The sequence below is a fragment of the Streptococcus sp. 27098_8_74 genome (genome assembly GCF_041431705.1).
GTDB lineage: Bacteria > Bacillota > Bacilli > Lactobacillales > Streptococcaceae > Streptococcus > Streptococcus salivarius_E.
The window spans coordinates 1-20,993 of sequence record NZ_JAPVYF010000024.1; the positions used below are offsets into that span (position 1 = coordinate 1).

The following is a 20,993-nucleotide window of genomic DNA, read 5'->3' on the forward strand; positions in this document are numbered from 1 at the left end:
AACCATTGATAGGCAAGAAGTTTATTTTGATTATGACGGAACTCAAGTCAAAGGAGACTTTAGTGAAAAGTATTCTGGTAATCTTGATAAGATGCACTATTATGACCCTAACACCGGAGCTAGAGTTAGAAAAGAAGGTCTCGTTCAAGATAAAGAAGGAAGAACCTTTTTTATCAATAATGACGGTTCTAAATATACAGGAACTCGTATGATTGATGGTAATCTTTATTATTTCGAAATCAACTCTGGTGTCATGCAAAAAGGAATCAGCATAGAGCTAGAAGATGGAAAGACTCTTCCAACTTCTAATAAATATGGAACGCCCACAAACATTACCCGTCGTTACTATTTTGACTCAGAAACCGGTCAGTTAGTCAAAAAACAAACAATTAAAGAACATGATAAATGGTACTACTACGGTGATGATGGAAATGCTATTCGTCCTAAAGATGGGGAAACCCTTATTAATGGACAAATCGTCTATCTCTACTCAAACGGCCGTCAAGCTAAAGGAGAACTTGTTCTTGATAATGGGGTCCTCCGTTACTATGATCCTGATTCTGGAGCTCGTGTTGTAAATACAAGCCTAACGATCAATGGGATGACTTATAACTTTGATGAAAATGGAATTGGTAAAGATGCTCCAAACCCTAACGGCTACTATAGCGATGAACAGGGTAACTGGTATTATAAGAATGCAAGCGGAGAAAACCTTATCGGTTCCCAAATCATTAAGGGACAAAGAGTATTCTTCCGGGATAATGGACAACAAGTCAAAGGGGCCTATTTAGATATATATAATGACCTTAAAGGTTACTACGATATCAATACAGGAAATCTCGTAACCAATCGTTACGTTGAAGTTAATGGTAATTGGTACTATGTTAATAAATACGGTAGCCCACTAAAAGGGGCCTACATTATTGATGGACAAGATGTTATGTTCGATCCCCATGATGGTAAACAGATTAAAGGAGGATTTGTAAGAGATCCGAAGTTTATCTCCAAATATTATTACATGCCTAAGTACTACTATGATAAAGACAATGGTTGCAAAGTAACCCATGCAGGCTTTGTTAATGAAAATGATTCAACCTACTACCTTGATGATAAAGGACAAATAGTTCTTGGGCTTCAGGAAATTAATGGCGATTTCTATTACTTCCGTCCAGAAAATACGTATAAACACTATGACATTGGAGAAATGTTACGAGATCGTTTTATCTATGAAAATAATAAGGTCTATTATGTTGATCATAGTGGTAAAATCTTGAAAAATCGCTTTTTCGAACGTAATGGAACTGGAACTTGGTATTATTTTACAAAAGATGGTACAGCTGCAACAGGAGAAGTTGAAATTAATGGTCAAAAACTATACTTTGATAATCCTTGGGGTTTTCAGACCAAAGGAAGGGTTGCTCAAAACGGTAAATTCTATGACAAAGATTCTGGTGAACTAGTGACCAATACTTTTAAAGAAGTATTGACTTCCGTTGGTAGTACCATAAATGGCGAAATTTTATATGCAAAGGACTGGTATTACCTTGATAGGGAAGGCCGACCACTAAAAGGACCTCAAACACTTGATTATGTCAAAATGTACTTCTTCCCTAATGGAGCACAGGTTAAGGGACGTTTTGCTCCTGATGGACACTACTATGATAAGGATACTGGTGCACTTGTAACAAACCGTTACGTCCATATCTATAACTGGAAATTTCAAGATAAATACGGTAATCCTGTCGATAACTTTTTTATCAAGTACCCACATAATTTTATTTTTGGTCTCAATGATAACACAATACCAGTAGACATTAGTCACTACCCACTTTCAAGCAAAGACTTCGATTGTGAGGACTATTTCTACTACGTTGATGTCAATGGTGATAAAGTTACCGGTGAACAAACCATTGACAATGTCCCAGTCTACTTCCACAGTAACGGTAAACAAGCCAAAGGTGAACTAGTCACCGTTGATGGTAAAATCCACTACTACGATGCCAACTCAGGTGCCCGTTTGTCAAATATTGACATTACTATTAAAGGGCAAACCTATCACTTTGATGCGGATGGAAACGGAACACCAATTAGTTAATGAAGTTATAAATACTCCTTCTTAAAATGACAGTTTAAAATGAAAGGAGAATTATCATGGAAAAGAAAGTACATTTTAAACTTCACAAAGTTAAAAAACATTGGGTAACTATTGCAGTGACAGGACTTGCTTTGGGTTTGAGTTTTGCAGGACTCAGCTATGCTTCAGCTGAAGAACAACCTACCCCCGTTAATGAAGCAACTGTTGAAACCATCATCAAAGAAGGTGCTATTAACGTCGATGCTCCAGCAAGTAATGAAGCCACAGCTAAACCTACAGAAAATACAGCAGCTACCGCTTCAAGCGAAGCTGCCACAGTGTCAGAAACACCAGTGGTCACCTCTGAAGGGGCTTCAACAGAAACTATTTCTGAAAAACCAAGCTCTGAAGTCACAAGTACAGCTAGTTCGGAAGCATCTAATTCTGAAACTACACATTCTGAGGTAAGTGCAACGACTAGTGAAAGTGTTACAGCTGAGAATTCGTCACCAACAACTAGTGATACTGATACCCCTAATTCTCAAGTTCCCTCTGCTGAAAAGAATATCACGGGTGGTCAATGGTATAGTGATGAACAAGGCAATTGGCATTACAAAAAAGATGACAAGGATCTGACAGGTCCAAACCTAATTGATGGACAGCATGTCTATTTTGACAAGGATGGTAAACAGGTCAAAGGAAACTTTGCCCAAGATGGACATTATTATGATGGTGAACTTGGACATCTAACAACTGAATCTTTTGTTACTACTGGCGATAACCACTGGTATTATGTAGATAAGACAGGTGAAAAAGTGACTGGCCTTCAAGAAATTGGAGACAAAACTTACCACTTTAATGACAAGGGGCTTCAAACAAAAGGGCAAAGAGTGGTTGTTGATGGAAAAGGATATTATTTCCATCCTGAAAATGGCGAACTTTGGAATAATAAGATTGCCCTCTACCATAGTACTCGCTACATTAACGGAACCAGCGACGACATTTATTACTACTATGACAATGACGGTAATATTTACACTGGCCCTAAAACCATCGACGGTAAAGAGTACTACTTCCAACCAGACATGGTCTATTATTCTAAATTCAAGAATCCTGATGGTACTGAAAGTTATTACAATGAACAGGGACAAAAAGTCTATAATGGCTGGGGTAAAATCAGATACATGTACCTGAGAGGATACCTCTGGACACCTTCTGTTTATGCTGATGAAAATGGACATGTTGTCCATGGATTCAAGCGAATTAATGGACAACTCTACTATTTTGATGAATCTGGTTCACTAAGAGATGATGTCCCTGGCAGCCCAAACCCACTGTTCCAAGTTGATGGAAACTGGTACTATGCTCAGTTTTCTAAATACATTAACGGCGTAAGAGGTGCTATCCTCACCAATGCTTTCACTTTTATTGCTGTAGATGATAGATACCCAACATCAATTGCAGATGAAAATGGTAAATTGACTCCAGTTACAGCCAAAAATAGTTATGTTACTGCTGGAGGTAAATGGTACTATGTTGATAAATCTAGTTATCCTTTAAAGGGCGAACAAGTGATAGATTATGTCAATGTCTACTTCCGTGATGACTATTCTCAAGTTAAAGGTGACTTTGCGCCAAACGGCCATTATTATGATAAAGATAGTGGAGCCCTCGTTACCAACCGTTATGTCGAAAAAGATGGCAAGTGGTACTATGTCAATGATAAGGGCGATAAATTAATTGGTGCTCAAACTATAGATGGTGTAGAAGTCTATTTTGATAAAGACGGTGTCCAAGCCAAAGGTATTTTTGCCAATGCTGATCATTTTTATGACAAAGACACAGGTGCTGCTGTCCGAGACCAAATCGTCGAAGTCGATGGCAAACGCTATTATGTTGGTCAAGATGGTAGAAAAGTTTACTCAGGAACACATATTGTTCATGGTGAAGAAGTGAATCTTATCGTTGGAGATGGTCATCAAGGCTTCGGAGAATTCACATACTACGCAGATAGTGGAGACTATATCGGATTTGATGGTAAAAAGGTTACAAAAGCTGGTTTCGTTAAAACCAAAGATAATCACTGGTATTATTTAGACGGTAAGGGAAACAAATTAGTCTCCGTTCAAGTTATCGATGGCGAACTCTACTACTTTGGACTTCCTACTCGTAAATACTACTACGGAATGCAAAGTAGAGGTGAGCTCATCTATGCGTATTACAGTGATACTATCCCTAACAGCAGCCACATCTACTATCTGGATGAAGCAACAGGCGCTGCTCTTAAAAATCAGTACCATGAATGGGAAGGTAGTTGGTATTACTTTGGTCCAAACTGGTACGCCTTGACCGGTGAACAAACCATTGACAATGTCCCAGTCTACTTCCACAGTAACGGTAAACAAGCCAAAGGTGAACTAGTCACCGTTGATGGTAAAATCCACTACTACGATGCCAACTCAGGTGCCCGTTTGTCAAATATTGACATTACTATAAAAGGGGAAACCTATCATTTTGATGCGGACGGAAACGGAACACTCATTAGTTAATGAAGTTATAGAGACTCCTTCTCAATAATGACAGATTTAAAATGAAAGGAGAATTATCATGGAAAAGAAAGTACATTTTAAACTTCACAAAGTTAAAAAACATTGGGTAACTATTGCAGTGACAGGACTTGCTTTGGGATTGAGCTTTGCAGGCCTTAGCTACGCTTCAGCTGAAGAACAGCCTACCCCTGTTAATGAAGCAACTGTTGAAGCCATCATCAAAGAAGGTGCTGTTGACGTTGAAGCTCCTGCAACTAGTGAAGCCACAACTAAACTTGCAGAAAACACACCTGCTACCGCTTCAAGCGAAACTGCTACAGTATCAGAAGCACCAGTAGCTGCCTCAGAAGTAGCCTCAACAGAAACAGTTTCTGAAAAACCAAGCTCTGAAGTAGCCTCAACAGAAACAGTTTCTGAAAAACCAAGCTCTGAAGTGACAAGCGCAGCTAGTTCGGAAGCAGCTAATTCTGAAATTATTCATTCTGAGGTAAGTGCAACAAATACACCTACAAACAACGAAAACCTCATCATAAGCACTTCTCCTGATAAAACAACTTTAGATACCTCACAAAAAGATGGTGATTTCACCATCACTGTTGAAGCGGAAGGTATCACAAAAAAGACAGATAAAAGAGAAAGTTTCGTTTCAGATGCAAATGGTGTTACCTATTATGTAGATGCAAAAGGGCAGCTGGTTACTGGACCAAGAGACATCAACGGTTTCCATTATTACTTTAACGATGACGGCACTATGGTAAAAGGGCAGCTTAGGAAAGTTGACGACAAACTGCACTTTTACGATGAAAACGATGGCAAGCTAGTAACAGACCGTTTTATTACATTCAAAGACAACCACTATATTCCAGAAGAAAACTATAGTAAAGTTGTTTACTTCAATGAACCTGCTTATATCGAACCAAACTATTATGTAATGCCTGGATTAGAACGTTACTATTTTGATAAAAATGGTAACACACTTGAGAAAGGTCGTCAGACAATTTTAGGTAACGACTATTACATCTATGACAATGGTCAAGTTGCTGTTCATAGACTAATGGAATTAGATCACAAACGCTACTACTTTGACGACAAAGGGGCCTTAGTCAAAAATAAACAATATCCTATCATCGAAAAGGGTCTATGGAAGTCTATGCCATATGTATTTTATTCAGACAACGATGGGGTGGCACATTATCTCAATAAACAACTAAACATTGTGACTTATCCGTTCCCAACTTACTATACTCTTCCTTCAGAAAATAATAGAGACTATCCAAAAAATCAATTTATGATGGACTACGAAGGTCGTTGGTATTACTTCAACAAAGACGGATTTCCTATCACTGGACCTAAAACTATTGATGGCTTTGAACTCTACTTCCATGAATCATCTCGTCCAGAAGGACATCAAGCTAAAGGCGAATTCATTAATATTGATAATAAAATTTACTACTTTGACAAAGACAATGGTCGTAAAGTCAAGGATACATCTTTTGAGTTAAACGGTATCCATTATATCGCAGATAAAGAAGGGAACATCACTATCCAAGGTGATTCTAGATTCCATAACCAATATGTCAGCGATGATAAAGGCAACTGGTATTACTACAACTCCGATGGCAATAAACTCATTGGCGAACAAAACATTGATAACGTCAAAGTTTACTTTAAGGACAGTGGAGTCCAAGTTAAAGGACACTTCGCTCCGAATGGACACTTCTATGACAAGGATAGTGGTGAACTTGTTACCAATGCTTATGTAGAAGACAATGGGAACTGGTACTATGTCGATGAAAATGGTCAAAAACTCATTGGAAACCAAATTGTTGATAGTTATCATGTTTGTTTTGACAGTGATGGTCGTCAACTAAAAGGTGAGGCTAGCTACTCAAATTCAGGTCTACCAAAACATTACTATGATTTGCATAATGGACAAATGGTTATCAACTCTCTTATTCAAATCGATGGTAAGACCTATAAAGCTGATAATGAAGGTAAACTCTCTGAAGTACCATATGCTTTAAACTATCGCAACCAAATTCTTACCGATGACTTTGAAAACAGCTATTATTATGACTACCAAGGAATGATGGTTAAAAATCAATACGTTACTATCTATCACCTAGAGAATGACTATCTTAACCCTAAAATTAGAAAAGTCACCTATTATGCAGGATATGACGGAAAATTCCTTCACGGTCCCCAAACAATAAATGGTGTTACTGTTTATTTTAATGCCTATGGTGAACAAATCAAAGACCAGTTCGCAGCCGATGGTTACTATTATGATAAAGATACCGGTGCTCGTGTTAATTTAGGTGTCAACCGATCAGTTATGATAAATGGTAAATGGTATTATCTTGACCATAACGGAAAGCAATCTAAAGGTGAGTTTATTAAACAAGGAGGGAACAAATACTACTACGATAAAATTAATGGTGAGCGTGTCATTGGAACACTTTTTGAAGTGAACGATAAACTTTATATTTCAGATCAAGAAGGTGTCATTACTGAAAAGAAAGATGATATCAAAAAAAATGGACTGTTCTATGATGACTACCACAATATCCATTATATGAATGATAATGGTCATCTAGCTAGGAACTTATACGTCCCTTCTGACCACAATGGATTTAGTGATGATATAAAACCATTTTACTATTTTGGTTCCGAAGGAATCGCTTTAAAAGGGGAGCATACTATTAATGGTGAAACAGTATTCTTCGATGAAAATGGAGAGCAAGTAAAAGGAGGTTTCGCAAAAAACGGTAAATATTACGATAAACATACAGGTAACTTAGCAAGAAATACTTTCAGAGAACGTACTGTAAGAATCGCTCGTGAATGGCGTGCTAATGGTATCTCAACTACATTCCGCTACTACCTAGATAATAGTGGCTACAAGGTGTCAGGTTATCAGACTATTAACGGTGAGGACTACTACTTCTACCCTGATGGACCACAGTTAAAAGGGGATTTCGCACCAGATGGTAGATATCACGATAAGGACACCGGAGCTTTAGTCACAAAACGTTATGTTCAAATAAAACCTTGGCATTTTATCACCGACCTAGGTAATGAGCCTATCGACCATAATTATGTTCAAGTATTTCAATTCGATAGATACCCTAGTCTAGCAGACACCTCAACTGGTGCAATTACTAGATATTTTGGTAAAAAATATTCTAATAGTTGGTACTACGTCGATGAAAATAGTCAAAAGGTAACTGGACACAAAACTATCGATAATGTGAAGGTTTACTTTGATAAAGATGGTAAACAAGCTAAAGGTATTGTTGCTGATGATGGTTATTACTATGACAAGAATACTGGTGAACTTGTTGACTTAGGACGTGACAAATTCGTTGACGTTGACGGTAATCGTTACTATGTTGGTAGTGATGGTAAATGTTACAAGGGAGAACAAAAGATTGGAGATGATTACTACTATTTCCACGATGATGGTAGACTAGGCTACGACGAATTGCGAACAATTTGGGCGGGAAATGACTACTACTACCATTATTATTACCCAAAAACTGGAAAACGTGCTAAAAATGTTGACATTACTTTTAACCACTCAATTCGTTACAAGGTGAAAGCTGAGCTTGTTCATTTCGATGAAAACGGTGATGGAAGGGTTATTAAATATATTTACGAATAATATTTATTTCACACATATAATTCCAATTTGTCTTTCAATGAAAGGAGAATTATCATGGAAAAGAAAGTACATTTTAAACTTCACAAAGTTAAAAAACATTGGGTAACTATTGCAGTGACAGGACTGGCTTTGGGATTGAGTTTTGCTGGCCTTAACTATGCTTCAGCTGAAGAACAGTCTACCCCTGTTAATGAAGCGACTGTTGAAACCATCATCAAAGAAGGCGCTATTGACGTTGAGGCTCCAGCGACTAGTGAAGCCACAGCTAAACCTACAGAAAATACACCTGCTACCCCTTCTAGCGAGACTGCTACAGTATCAGAAGCACCAGTAGCTACCTTAGAAGTTCCTTCAACAGAAACAGTCTCTGAAAAACCAAGCTCTGAAGTGACAAGTACAGCTAGTTCGGAAGTAGCGCATTCTGAAACTGCACATTCTGAGGTAATTGCAACGACTAGTGAGAGTGTTACAGCTGAGAATGTGTCATCTGTTGGTGATATCCCAAACGAAAATACCACGAGAGGAACTGACCGTTCTGCCTTTACTGAAAAAAGAAATGGATTTGTCACCGAACAAGAAGAACGCATCGAAACAGTTAACTATGTAGGTAGTCTTATTACCTTAAGACATCCTTATTACGTTACTTATTACTACGATAATAACGGTAATAAGCTTATGGGATGGCAAGATATTAATGGAGAACGCTATTATTTCAAAAAAGAGCGAGAACATCCTGGTTTCGAAACCATTGATGGAAAACTCTATTACTTTACAGATAGTGCACGTATGCTCCATGATGAATTTGTTGAAGAAAATGGTCAAACTTACTATCTAGGTAGCGATGGTGTGCGAGTTTCTGGCTTACAAGATATCAAAGGACAAACCTATTACTTTAATCCTGATAGAAACGACCAACTTAGCTACGGATTGAACGTGGTTGGTGACAAACTCTATCTTTTTGGAGATGCTGGCAAAGAAAATCCGGGGCAATTAATTAAAGACACTCATCTCAAGAATGGTGACTTCCAACTAAATATTGATGCTAGTGGCATCGTAACATTAGCTAATAACCATCCAGCTTTTCTACAAGATAATGCTGGGCATTGGTATTATATGAATACAGATGGAAAGCTAGTTACTGGACCACAAACTATTGACGGCTTAACCTATTACTTTGACTCAGATGGTAGACAGGTCAAGGGTGAACGCCGTAAGGTCAATGGTAAATCCTATTTTTACGACCCAGATAACGGCGCCCTTGTGACGAACCGCCTCGTCACCTTCAAAGCTGGACGATTCATTCCTGAAGAAAACTATGCTAAAGAAATAAGATTTGACTCTGCTCCTTATGCCAATTATGACAACAACGAACATCCTGAACTCGAACGGTATTATTTTGGTGCCGATGGCCTACCAGTCACAGGATGGCAAACCATCAATGGTAATAAGTACTTTTTCCAAGATGATGGAAATATGGTCGTGCACAGATTTTTCAATAACTATTACTTCTACAGTGATGGTACCATCGCTAGAAATATACGATTGAATATTCCGACTCACTATATTATGAGAGAATTTCCAAATATCTATGAATTTGACAATGATGGGGTTGGTAAATACATCTCTGATGATTTTAAGGACCTTCGACCTAAGAGCGCTTATTTTGTCCAAGGTAAAGATGGGTACTGGCGTTACTATAATGAACATGGATTTCCTGCCATTGGTTCTGAAACTGTTGATGGCTATGACATGTATTTCCATTTAGGAACTCATCGCCAAGCTAAGGGAGAGTTCGTTGATATCGAGGGCAAGGTTTACTATTTTGATAAAGATAACGGTCGAAAAGTCAAAGATACAACTTTTGATTTCGATGGTAAGACCTATGTGGCAGACCAATCTGGTGTCATCACCATTAAAAGTCAATCAACTGAACGAAACCGCTATATCAGTGATTCCGAAGGTAATTGGTACTATGTCAATGACAAGGGTTACCTCCTCCTTGGTGCTCATACCATTGATAACGTCAAAGTTTATTTCGGCACCAATGGTGTTCAATACAAAGGTCATTTTGCTCCTGATAATCACTATTACGATAAAGATAACGGTGCTTTAGTAACAGATAGATTGGTTGAGGATGGTGGCAAAGAGTTTTATGTTGATAAAGAAGGAAATAAGTTTCACGGTGCTAAGTATTTGGACGGAATTCAGTACTACTTTAGATACGGCGAAAAAGTGAAAGGTGAGTTTAATTATCCATACCGTGGTGATCATTATTATGACAAAGAGACTGGTGCCCTTGTAACCGGAAAATACTTCGAACATAAGAATAACTGGTATTATGCAAATAGTAAGGGAAATATTCTGACTGGTAGAAGAGTTATCGATGGCAAGCATGTCTACTTCTACGATGATGATTACGGACAATATAAGGGTATACAAGCTAAAGATAAACTCATCATTTTAGGTGGTAAGACTTACTATTATCTTCCTGGCTCTGGTAATCGTGCTGATAATGTAACCTTGACAATCAATCACGTTACTTATTACTTCGATAATGACGGGGTTGGACATATCCTTCGATAGTCATTTACAAGTGACTATGGATTGCAATTATTTCACACAAAAGGAAGTCGACCAACTGTCAACTTCCTTTTTCATATAATCAATCACTGTCATTCAAACAGAACCCAATTATGACATTTTTTAACATTTACGATTATCTTGTAAAAAAACTTGTTTGTCATAAAAAAAGTATTATAATAAAGATAGGTGGACATGTAAGCGTTTTACTAAAAACGTTGAAAGTGTACTACAGGGGATTAGGATTAGGAACTTGGCTTTAGACTTCTAACGTCAAAATAATTTTTTATGCATGAAAACTGGTCCTTAGGCACTTTGGCATGATAATCTAAGGCTCTTTTCATACACACATCTGTCTATAATACAAAACTAGAGCTTTAGAGAGAATGCTTCAAACTAAAAGTTCTAGTTTTTTGTATTTAAAGACATATGCCATAGGCTGGATTCAATAATAAAACGAAAGGAGAGAAATAAAAGTATTAGGATAAAAACATAAAATCACTTGTTTCTAGATATAAACTACACAGCATAAGCATATTCTCCTTGCCACACATTTGACGTGCTCGCCTATAAAATCGTCTTATGGCCATGCCCTGAGAGATTTAGATATGGGGCTCAGTCGTTTTAACAGATCTTCTCACTTTTAACATTCTTCTGACGGCCCTGCTCCTTTATGTTACACACCTAAACATCGGTGTTCATTTTTGAAGGGAGTCTATTATGAATACTGAAATGAATTATCATTGGCAAATGTCCAAAAAACACGTCGTAGCACTTTCTTGCGTAACTGCTCTAGCTACTTTTACTTTAGTCGCACGCCCTACATTTGCGGATGAAGTAAAAATACCTGAAGCTACAGGCCAACCAACTGAGATTCTTGCACCTGCACAAGAAACTGTAGTAACTAATGTTGAGGTCAAAGCACCTACTACAAATCCTATTTCAACTAATACTGAGCTACCTACTAGTACAAGTACGGTTCTTAGTGAAGCTCCTAGCAGTGAAGTCGCATCATCTGAATTAGCAAGCGAATCACCAGTAGAAGTCACTTCTGAACAAGGAAATAGCAATCAAGATAATCAGACAAACAAAGCTACACCTATTAAAACGGCAACTTCAGAAGCCTCTACTACAAAAACTTCGGTGGAAAAAGTCAATGAACCTATTCATGTCGAAGAAACAAAAACACCTACAAAAAACAGTGAACAGCCTGCCCCAATCGATGAAAATGAAAAGCCAGTCACACCTTCTGTAACACTTGAAAATGCACCTCATATTTCTGGTGGACATTATTATAGTGATGATAATGGTAACTGGTATTACAAGGATGCAAATGGCAAAAATCTTGTCGGGCTGAACTATGTGGATAATGTTCCTGTTTACTTTAGCCAAGACGGTATTCAAATCAAAGGTGATTTTGCAGAGGATGGCCGATACTATGACAAAGATTCTGGTGCTCTTGTAACCAAGGCCTTTAAAGAACTCTTAACTTATATTGGTCGTGATGATATCAACGGTCAAAACATTTATACTACTGATTGGTACTACCTTGATGCCGACGGACGGCCACTTAAAGGTCCTCAAAATCTTGGTGGTACAAACATGTACTTCTTCCCTAATGGGGCACAAGTTAAAGGACGTTTTGCACCTGACGGACACTACTATGATAAGGACTCTGGTGCGCTTGTAACTAACAGCTTTGTCCATGTCTACAACTGGAATTATCAAAATCAAGACGGAAATCGTGTGAATCACTTTGTCATCACCATTCCTAATAATTCAGTCGTTGGACCTAACGGTGAAAACCAATTTTTGGATATGAGTCATTACCCACTTTCTAGCAATGATTTGAATCGCGAAGATTTCTACTATTACGTAGATGACAAGGGGGATAAACTGACAGGACCTCAAACCCTAAACGGCATCCATGTCTACTTCGACCAAAATGGTAGACAACTTAGAGGTGAGTTTGCATTTGACGAAGATGGTACCGTTCATTACTACGATGCGAAAAACGGTGCACGCGCTGAAAATACCATTGTTAGAACAAATACTGGTGCCTTCAAATTCGATGCAAACGGTAATGGACATTTGATGAAACCTGGTGAAGAAATAGATACCCCCGTCACTCCTACACCAACTGTCTCCCTAGACAAGGCTCCACGTGTTTTTGGTGGTCACTATTATAGTGATAACCAAGGCAACTGGTACTACAAGGATGCAAACGGTAAAAACCTCATCGGTCTCAACTTCGTTGACAACATTCCAGTCTACTTTGACAAGGATGGCAAACAAGTCAAAGGACGTTTTGCAGAGGATGGTCGCTATTACGATAAAAACTCTGGTGCACTTGTAACAAAACGCTATCTTGAAACTGAAGATGGCAACTGGGTTTACGTCAATGATAAAGGTGATAAACTCAAGGGAGAACAAACTATCGATGGTGTTAAAGTCTACTTTGATGATTTCACTGGTACACAAGTCAAGGGACATTTTGCACCAAATGGTAAATACTATGACAAAGATTCTGGTGCTCTCGTAACCAATGCTTTTAAAGAAATCTTGACTTATATTGGTCGTGATGATATCAACAATCAAAATGTTTATACTACTGCCTGGTACTATGTCGATGCTGATGGTAAGCCATTAACAGGACCTCAAACCTTTGGAAATAGTCGCTTTTACTTCCTTCCTAATGGCGCACAAGTCAAGGGACGCTTCGCCCCTGATGGACACTATTATGATAAAGACTCTGGTGCTCTCGTCACTAATAGCTTTGTCCACGTCTACAATTGGAATTACCGAAATCTCGATGGTGACCGCATCTTCCACTTCACTATTACCATTCCTGGAAATGATCTCGTAGATCAGGATGGACAGTACCCAAGAGAAAGTAAAGATTTAGATCGTGAAGATTTCTACTACTATGTTGATGCTAAAGGGGATAAACTGACAGGACCTCAAACCTTAAACGGCATCCATGTTTACTTCGACCAAAACGGTAGACAACTTAGAGGTGAATTCAAATTTGACGATGACGGAACTGTCCACTATTACGATGCTAAGAATGGGGCACGCGCTGAAAATACCATTGTTAGAACAAACACTGGTGCCTTCAAATTCGATGCTGACGGTAATGGACATTTGATGGGACCTGATGAAGTATAGGAATATAATTCAAATAACAACTATTGATATCGCATAATTACTTTGATTTAGTAATCGTTAAAAAGGAAGTCGACCAACTGTCAACTTCCTTTTTTATATCACAAGTAAACTTTTTCTTCCCCTTTAAGAAAACTTTAGGATTTGCTTTATATACTATAACCATCCTAAAACTTTTCTTTTTCATAATCTCCTAAATCCAGGGCCTAGGTCCTGGATTTTTTTGTGTTTAACTTAAAAAGTACTAACTCGGAAAGCAAAAAAAGGTTCCTATTATACTAAAATTCAAGTATAATAAATCGTATAGTATTTAGAATAATTAAAAAATTGTTTTTTTATTTATAAAACATATATTTGGAGGTAATTAATTGAAAAATAAACTCAAGAAAAATGCTCTCTGGGGACTTATTCCAATTCTCTGTCTTATTGCTGCTTATTATTTTCTAGCCTTTGCTCCCCATCAAAAGGCAGTCGACTCCTTCAATAATATTGCTCAAAAGGTAAAAAATAAGAATAATCTCTTAGAAGATAAAATAAAGACAGCAAATCAACTCCTAAGTAATAAAGACAAACCTTTAGATGAAAATCTTTCCTCTGAATTAAAAAATGAAATCACTTCTGCTGAGAAAGCAAAACGAAAAATTCCTAAGATCAAAAAGTCAACAAGTGACATTAACAAACAGGTAGAAGTACTTAAAAAACCGTTAGATTATACAACTGAAATAAAGAAACTCGATGAGCTAAATCAAAAGTATTCAACAAGTGTTAAACAACTAAAACAAATAACCAACCCTTCTAGTAGCTTTATCGAAAGTAGACTTAAAGAAATTGATACCATTACAGGAGTTCAGTCAGCAACCGAAGATAATGATCCAAATAAGGGATTGAATAAACAAGGTAGTTACACAGCATCCGTGTATTTTACTGATAGTTTAGTTACTGACACTATTGAAGGAAAGGATATTGTAACTAAAGGAACTGATGCTGGTGGCAATATCGAAGTCTACAAAACAGTTGAAGATGCACAAAAACGAAATGAGTATTTGAGTGCTTTCGACGGACTCCCAGCTATGTTAAATCCTGGATCTCATTATGTTTATGGTACGATTATCATCCGAACTTCTGGAAGATTGACTGCTACACAACAAAATGACCTAACTCAAAAGATTTATCAAAAGTTGATTGAGATTAAAGATGGAGATACAAGCGAAACTAGTCAAAAAACTGAAACCAATAATAGCTCTGAAACTAGTACTCAAACTAACGTAACAACACAATCTACTCAAAAGAATTCAGGTACTGTCTCTAGTTCTACCACCGAAAATACTACAAATACTGCTTCTAGCGAAAAACAATCTGAATACCTCAGTAATATTGATGCAAATGGCTATAACAAGCTTACTGGAGAAAATATCTTTGAGAAAAAATCCGGAAATCCTGAAGATGGTCCTGAGTACCACAGTTTCTTTGATAGAAATGGCTATAACAGTCAAACAGGTATGAATCTTAATGATTACGTTGTACCCAATGATAGTTCCACTGGCATAGGATGGTCAGACGGTCAATAGTTAATTCTTAAAAATACTCACCTACTACTTTAAGAAAACTTTAGGATTTGCTTTATATACTATAATCATCCTAAAACTTTTTTTTCTTAATCTCCTAAATTCAGGGCCTAGGTCCTGGATTTTTTTGTGCGGTCAAGAAATAAACGATGTCATAGATTTTGAGCTATTTCTTATATTCTTTTGCCTGATGGATCATCTCTAGGAAATAAGCATGCACCCTTGTATCACCCGTTAATTCTGGATGAAAAGAGGTCACTAACATCTGCTTTTCTCTAGCTGCCACGATAGCCCCATTGACTTGAGCTAAAATCTCCACTTCTGGTCCAACAGCTTCAATAATTGGCCCACGAATAAAGACCATTGGGATCTCCCCTATTCCCTTAAATTCAGCATCTGTGACAAAACTGCCCAATTGGCGACCATAGGCATTTCTGGCTACATTGATGTCCATACTTGCCAAATGTTTTGTTTGGTCCCCCACTATGGTTTTGGCCAACAAAATCAGACCCGCACAAGTTCCAAATACAGGTAGTCCTGCATCAATTTTCGCCTTTATCAAGTCAAACAAGTCTAAATCATGCAAGAGTTTCCCCATGACTGTCGACTCTCCCCCTGGTAGAATGAGCCCGTCCAAATCAGCGTGGGCTTCCCAATCTTGTCGATTTCTGATTTGAACCGTTTCAACCCCAAGTGCTTTCAAGACCTGCTCATGTTCTGCAAAAGCACCTTGCAAAGCCAGTATTCCGATTTTTGTCATTTATTTTCCTCGCTCTGCCATTAGGATGTCAATTTCATCCTTGTTGATACCAACCATGGCTTCACCCAAATCTTCTGACACTTGCGCCAAAATATCTGGACGATTATAGTTAGTCACTGCTTTGACGATGGCTTCCGCACGTTTTTTCGGATCTCCTGATTTGAAAATCCCTGAACCAACAAAGACACCTTCAGCACCCAACTGCATCATAAGCGCAGCATCCGCTGGCGTCGCTACACCACCTGCCGCAAAATTGACAACAGGCAACTTGCCATGTTCATGGACATAACGAACCAAATCAATTGGCACCTGCAAGTCTTTAGCGGTAATATAAAGCTCATCATCTCTAAGATTTTGAATGCGGCGAATTTCTTGATTCATGAGTCGCAAGTGGTGAACAGCCTGAACAATATCACCAGTACCAGGTTCACCCTTGGTACGAATCATAGATGCCCCTTCTGAAATACGGCGAAGAGCCTCACCAAGGTCCTTAGCTCCACAGACGAAAGGCACATCAAATTTGGTTTTGTCCACATGAATAAGGTCATCGGCCGGTGTCAAAACCTCACTCTCGTCGATATAATCAATCTCAATCGCCTGCAAAATCTGTGCTTCCACGAAATGACCAATACGCACCTTAGCCATCACTGGAATACTAACAGCGTCCTGAATTTCCTTAATCATCTTAGGATCACTCATACGTGACACACCACCCACTGCACGGATATCGGCCGGAATGCGTTCCAAGGCCATGACTGCAGCCGCTCCTGCCGCCTCAGCAATACGTGCCTGCTCAGGATTTTGAACGTCCATGATGACGCCCCCCTTAAGCATCTGTGCCAAATTTTTATTTAAGTCGTAACGATTTGTCATTGCAATCACCTCTCATGTTTTTATGCCCTCTATTTTACACAGGATGATTTTTGAAGAAAAGAGTCTTTTTCTCAAACTGTATGGGGACAATTACCCTTTCAAGCATATCTATAGACGAAAAAATAAATAAATTAGGAAAACTCTTTTATAGGCTACAACTATCACGAATATAAGAATCTTTTTATAAAATCATGGCGTTTTTGTATCCGTTTTCTATTGAGTTTATTAGAAAATAAGATTAAAATATAACCGTAAATTAATTTTGGTTTTCATGTTGTTTTAAATGTCACAACATGAATTTACCAAGTCACCATATAAGGGGGAAAATTATGGAAAACAAAGTTCGTTTCAAACTTCATAAAGTTAAGAAACATTGGATCACAATCGCTGCCTCAAGTTTGGCTATTGGGGCTTCACTAATTGGACTAGGACAGGTCGGAGCTGATGAAGTCAAGCCTGAAACAACTGCCGTTAACAGTCCTGAAAATGTCGTCTCTGACAGCAATCTTGAGACAAGTGCTAGCCTCATTACAAGAACCGAAGTGGCTCCAACGAGTACTGTTGTCGGGAATACTTCTAGTGAAGCAGTCTCTACTGACACTACATCTACTAATGTGGCTAGTCAGCCTGCAGAAGCAACTGCTACACAGCCTGCTAACGAGACTGATAAAAAGGTTGAAACCGCTCAATCTAGTGAAACAACTATTGCTGATAGGAGCGCGGAACCTGTCACCGACAAGCAAAATACAAATGAAAATAAGTCAGAGATTACTGAGGTTAGTGAGCATCCATTATCAGGACAAGAAATCTCTATCACTCAAGGAAAATTCACATCCGACGATCAAGGCAATTGGTACTACACCAAGGACGGAAAAAAACTCACTGGATGGAATAATGTAGAAGATCGCGAATACTATTTCCAAGAAGATGGAAAACAGGTCAAAGGCCAATTTGTTGAGGTAAATGGAAAGAACTATTATTTAGATGACCATACTGGTATGCTCTTAGTCAATTGCTACCTCGATAAAGATGGAAAACATTATCAAATAGATGAGAATGGGGTTGTGACAGAGAGAACTAAACTGCCTACAAACATTACTGGTGGACATTTTGAAGCCAATGATAAAGGGGAATGGTCTTATATCACTTCACAAGGTGAAAAATTGACTGGTTTCCAATATGTGGACGGTGTTGAACTCTATTTTGACAAAGATGGGAAACAACTCAAAGGTCAAGAAATCACAGTTGATGGAAAAACATATTACTTAGATCATAACACCGGTGCCCTTCTCAAAAATTCTTACCGCAATTGGTCTGAAAAACAGATTATCCCACGGTATAAAACAAACTACATTTACCATACTAGTTACTTCAACCGAGATGGCATACGTGCCACAGGTCTCGTTAAAACAGCAGCTGGTTTCATTCACTATTTTGATGAAAATGGTGAATTGCTTAAGAATGTAGCGGTTAATGTAGGAGACACAACCTATGTCTTTGGTGAGGGAGGACGACTAGCTCGAAACTCCTTTATTTGGGATAAGGTAGATTTCACCTTCCCTGAAAATGTTAATTTTTATTATGGTGATGAAAAGGGCCACGCTGTTAAAGGACTTCAAACCATTGATGGTTACCAACTTTACTTCGATAAAGACGGTCGTCAAGCAAAAGATAAAATTGTTCAAATTGATGGTAAAACCTATTACTTTGATAAAACCAACGGACGTATGGTTAAAAATCAATGGGCCTCAGTCAATGTTGGTGGAATTAGTCCTGCATCAAAGGACTACCGTTCATACTATCTCGGAGATGATGGCGCTGCTGTGACTGGTTGGCAAGATATTGATGGAAAACACTTGTACTTCACTGAGACCGGTCTCTATGCACATAATGGTATCTATTCAATCAATGGTAAGAATTATCTATTTGATCCTAAGGGACAATTAGTCAAGGATGCTTATGGCGATGTTGTTAAGCCAGGGTTTAAAGTGAGGTTTAAATATACCTACCGAACTAATGCAGATGGCGAAGTCCTAACTGGTAAACAAATTATCGATGGAACAGAGTATGTCTTTGCTTCAGATGGTCATGTTGTCGATGGTGTCATAGGTTATAACGGCAAACTTTATCTAGTCAAAGATAGTAAAATACAAAAAAACTATTTTGGAGCCTTCTTTTCTAAAAACGAAATTTTGGGTGGAATTAATTTCACTGGAATCTATGGAACTGATGAAAACGGTGTCCTCCTAGAGGGTGTCCAACGAGGCTTAGATGGTCAACTGCACTACTTCCAACCAAAGGTGGAAAGTATTAACAAGCCTACGTGGAAAGAAATCGATGGCAAGCGTTATCGTCTAACAAAATGGTATCTTCCTGAACACCATGCTGGTATGTACACCACTATTATCCTCACTAATGATACTTTGAAAGTCGATGACAAGACCTATACGATTGATAATGAGGGAGTTGCAACTGAGTTTACGGCCAAAAACCAATTTATTCGTGATGACAATTGGAACTGGTACTACTACGATACTGATGGCAAGGTCCTAACTGGTCGTCAAACCATTGATGGTGTTCAACTCTACTTTGATGCTAACGGTAAACAAGCTAAAGGTACTTTGATTGACATTGATGGTGACACTTACTACTTTGATAAGGATAGTGGGGCTATGTGGACCAATCGTAGTCTAACTCTCAATGGAATGACCTACGAAATTGATGACCAAGGCCGTGTGACATCGTCACTTCGAAATACCTTTGTTCAAGATAAGGATGGTGACTGGACCTACCTCAAGGATAAGGGGCAAGTAGCTACTGGATGGCAGACTATTGATGGTATTCAACTCTACTTTGATGGCACTGGGAAACAAATCAAAGGTGAGCGTATCCTTATAGATGGAAAATACTACCATTTCGATAAGAACAGTGGCGAACTCCTCCGTAATGCATTCCATTCCTTTAATTCATATATTCACTACTTTGGCAATGATGGAGCACAAGTTTTCGGCTGGTACACACTAGATGGTCACCGTGTTTACTTTAAGGAAAACGGTATTCAAGCTAAAGATGATTTACTTTTAATTGATGGCAATTATTATTACTTCAATCAAGATGGCCAACTTCTTGTTAATGGTTCCGCTAAATCATATAATAGTTTATATCTTGCAGATTCAGAAGGAAAATTATTATCCGGGTGGAGAGAAATTGACGGTAAGACCTATTACCTAGATCCAAGCAACCAATATCGCTATATCAATACAACAGAAACCATAAATGGCAAGACCTATCTTTTCGGTTCTTACGCAGAATTATTACGTAATGAAACTAAATCCGGTTACGTTTCAGACGAAAATGGAATCGTTCGAATAGGATTCTACCGTACTGATAAAGGCTATCTATACTATCTTGAGCCTAGGGTAATCGAGTTTTACCAACCAACTTGGAAGGAAATTGACGGTAAGCTCTATCACTTTGAAAAATCAACTTCATTAAGGAAATATCTTTACGGATCTCCAATCACAACCAATGCAACCCTTGAAAAAGATGGCAAAACTTATGTCATTGATGAAAATGGTGTGGCAACTGAGAAAGTTAATTAAAGTGGAAAACAAGATATTTCTCGCACTTTAAGAAAACTTTAGGAATTACTTTATATACTATAACCATCCTAAAACTTTTCTTTTTCATAATCTCCTAAAATCCAGGGCTCAAGTCCTGGATTTTTTGTGTAAACATCTACTTCTCTCAAACGTCTCTATTG

Annotated in this window: 9 protein-coding genes; 7 read left to right on the plus strand and 2 right to left on the minus strand. The window is 38.2% G+C overall.

Annotated features, from left to right (window positions below; all coding sequences use genetic code 11):
- From O3670_RS08945 to O3670_RS08970, 6 genes are all read left to right on the plus strand, one after another.
- A partial coding sequence (locus tag O3670_RS08945) for a glucosyl transferase (protein WP_371596039.1) occupies positions 1–2,095 on the plus strand: 2,095 nt, incomplete at its 5' end.
- 56 nt (positions 2,096–2,151) lie between these two features.
- Entirely contained in the window at positions 2,152–4,623 is a 2,472-nt protein-coding gene (locus O3670_RS08950; RefSeq protein ID WP_155209767.1) for a KxYKxGKxW signal peptide domain-containing protein, read from the plus strand.
- Positions 4,624–4,681: 58 nt separating this feature from the next.
- A complete protein-coding gene (locus O3670_RS08955) occupies positions 4,682–8,287 on the plus strand; it encodes a KxYKxGKxW signal peptide domain-containing protein (protein ID WP_371596040.1) in 3,606 nt (1,201 codons plus the stop codon).
- Between the two features lie 54 nt (positions 8,288–8,341).
- On the plus strand, positions 8,342–10,870 hold the full coding sequence (locus O3670_RS08960) for an N-acetylmuramoyl-L-alanine amidase family protein (RefSeq protein ID WP_371596041.1): 2,529 nt from the start codon (positions 8,342–8,344) through the stop codon (positions 10,868–10,870).
- Positions 10,871–11,587: 717 nt separating this feature from the next.
- On the plus strand, positions 11,588–14,035 hold the full coding sequence (locus O3670_RS08965) for a glucosyl transferase (RefSeq protein ID WP_371596042.1): 2,448 nt from the start codon (positions 11,588–11,590) through the stop codon (positions 14,033–14,035).
- A 365-nt stretch (positions 14,036–14,400) separates the two neighbouring features.
- Positions 14,401–15,600 (plus strand): hypothetical protein, encoded by a 1,200-nt coding sequence (locus tag O3670_RS08970; RefSeq protein WP_048790901.1) that lies wholly within the window; start codon positions 14,401–14,403, stop codon positions 15,598–15,600.
- Positions 15,601–15,763: 163 nt separating this feature from the next.
- On the opposite strand, the gene pdxT is transcribed toward O3670_RS08970, so the two are convergent.
- Together pdxT and pdxS are read right to left on the minus strand one after the other, a co-directional pair.
- A complete protein-coding gene (gene pdxT, locus O3670_RS08975; protein WP_048790900.1) occupies positions 15,764–16,357 on the minus strand; it encodes a pyridoxal 5'-phosphate synthase glutaminase subunit PdxT in 594 nt (197 codons plus the stop codon).
- Positions 16,358–17,230, minus strand: a complete 873-nt coding sequence (gene pdxS / locus O3670_RS08980; RefSeq protein ID WP_021151642.1) for a pyridoxal 5'-phosphate synthase lyase subunit PdxS — start codon at positions 17,228–17,230, stop codon at positions 16,358–16,360.
- A gap of 329 nt (positions 17,231–17,559) precedes the next feature.
- On the opposite strand from pdxS, the gene O3670_RS08985 reads away from it, so the two are divergent.
- Positions 17,560–20,832, plus strand: a complete 3,273-nt coding sequence (locus O3670_RS08985; RefSeq protein ID WP_371596043.1) for a KxYKxGKxW signal peptide domain-containing protein — start codon at positions 17,560–17,562, stop codon at positions 20,830–20,832.
- The last annotated feature ends 161 nt before the right edge of the window (positions 20,833–20,993 follow it).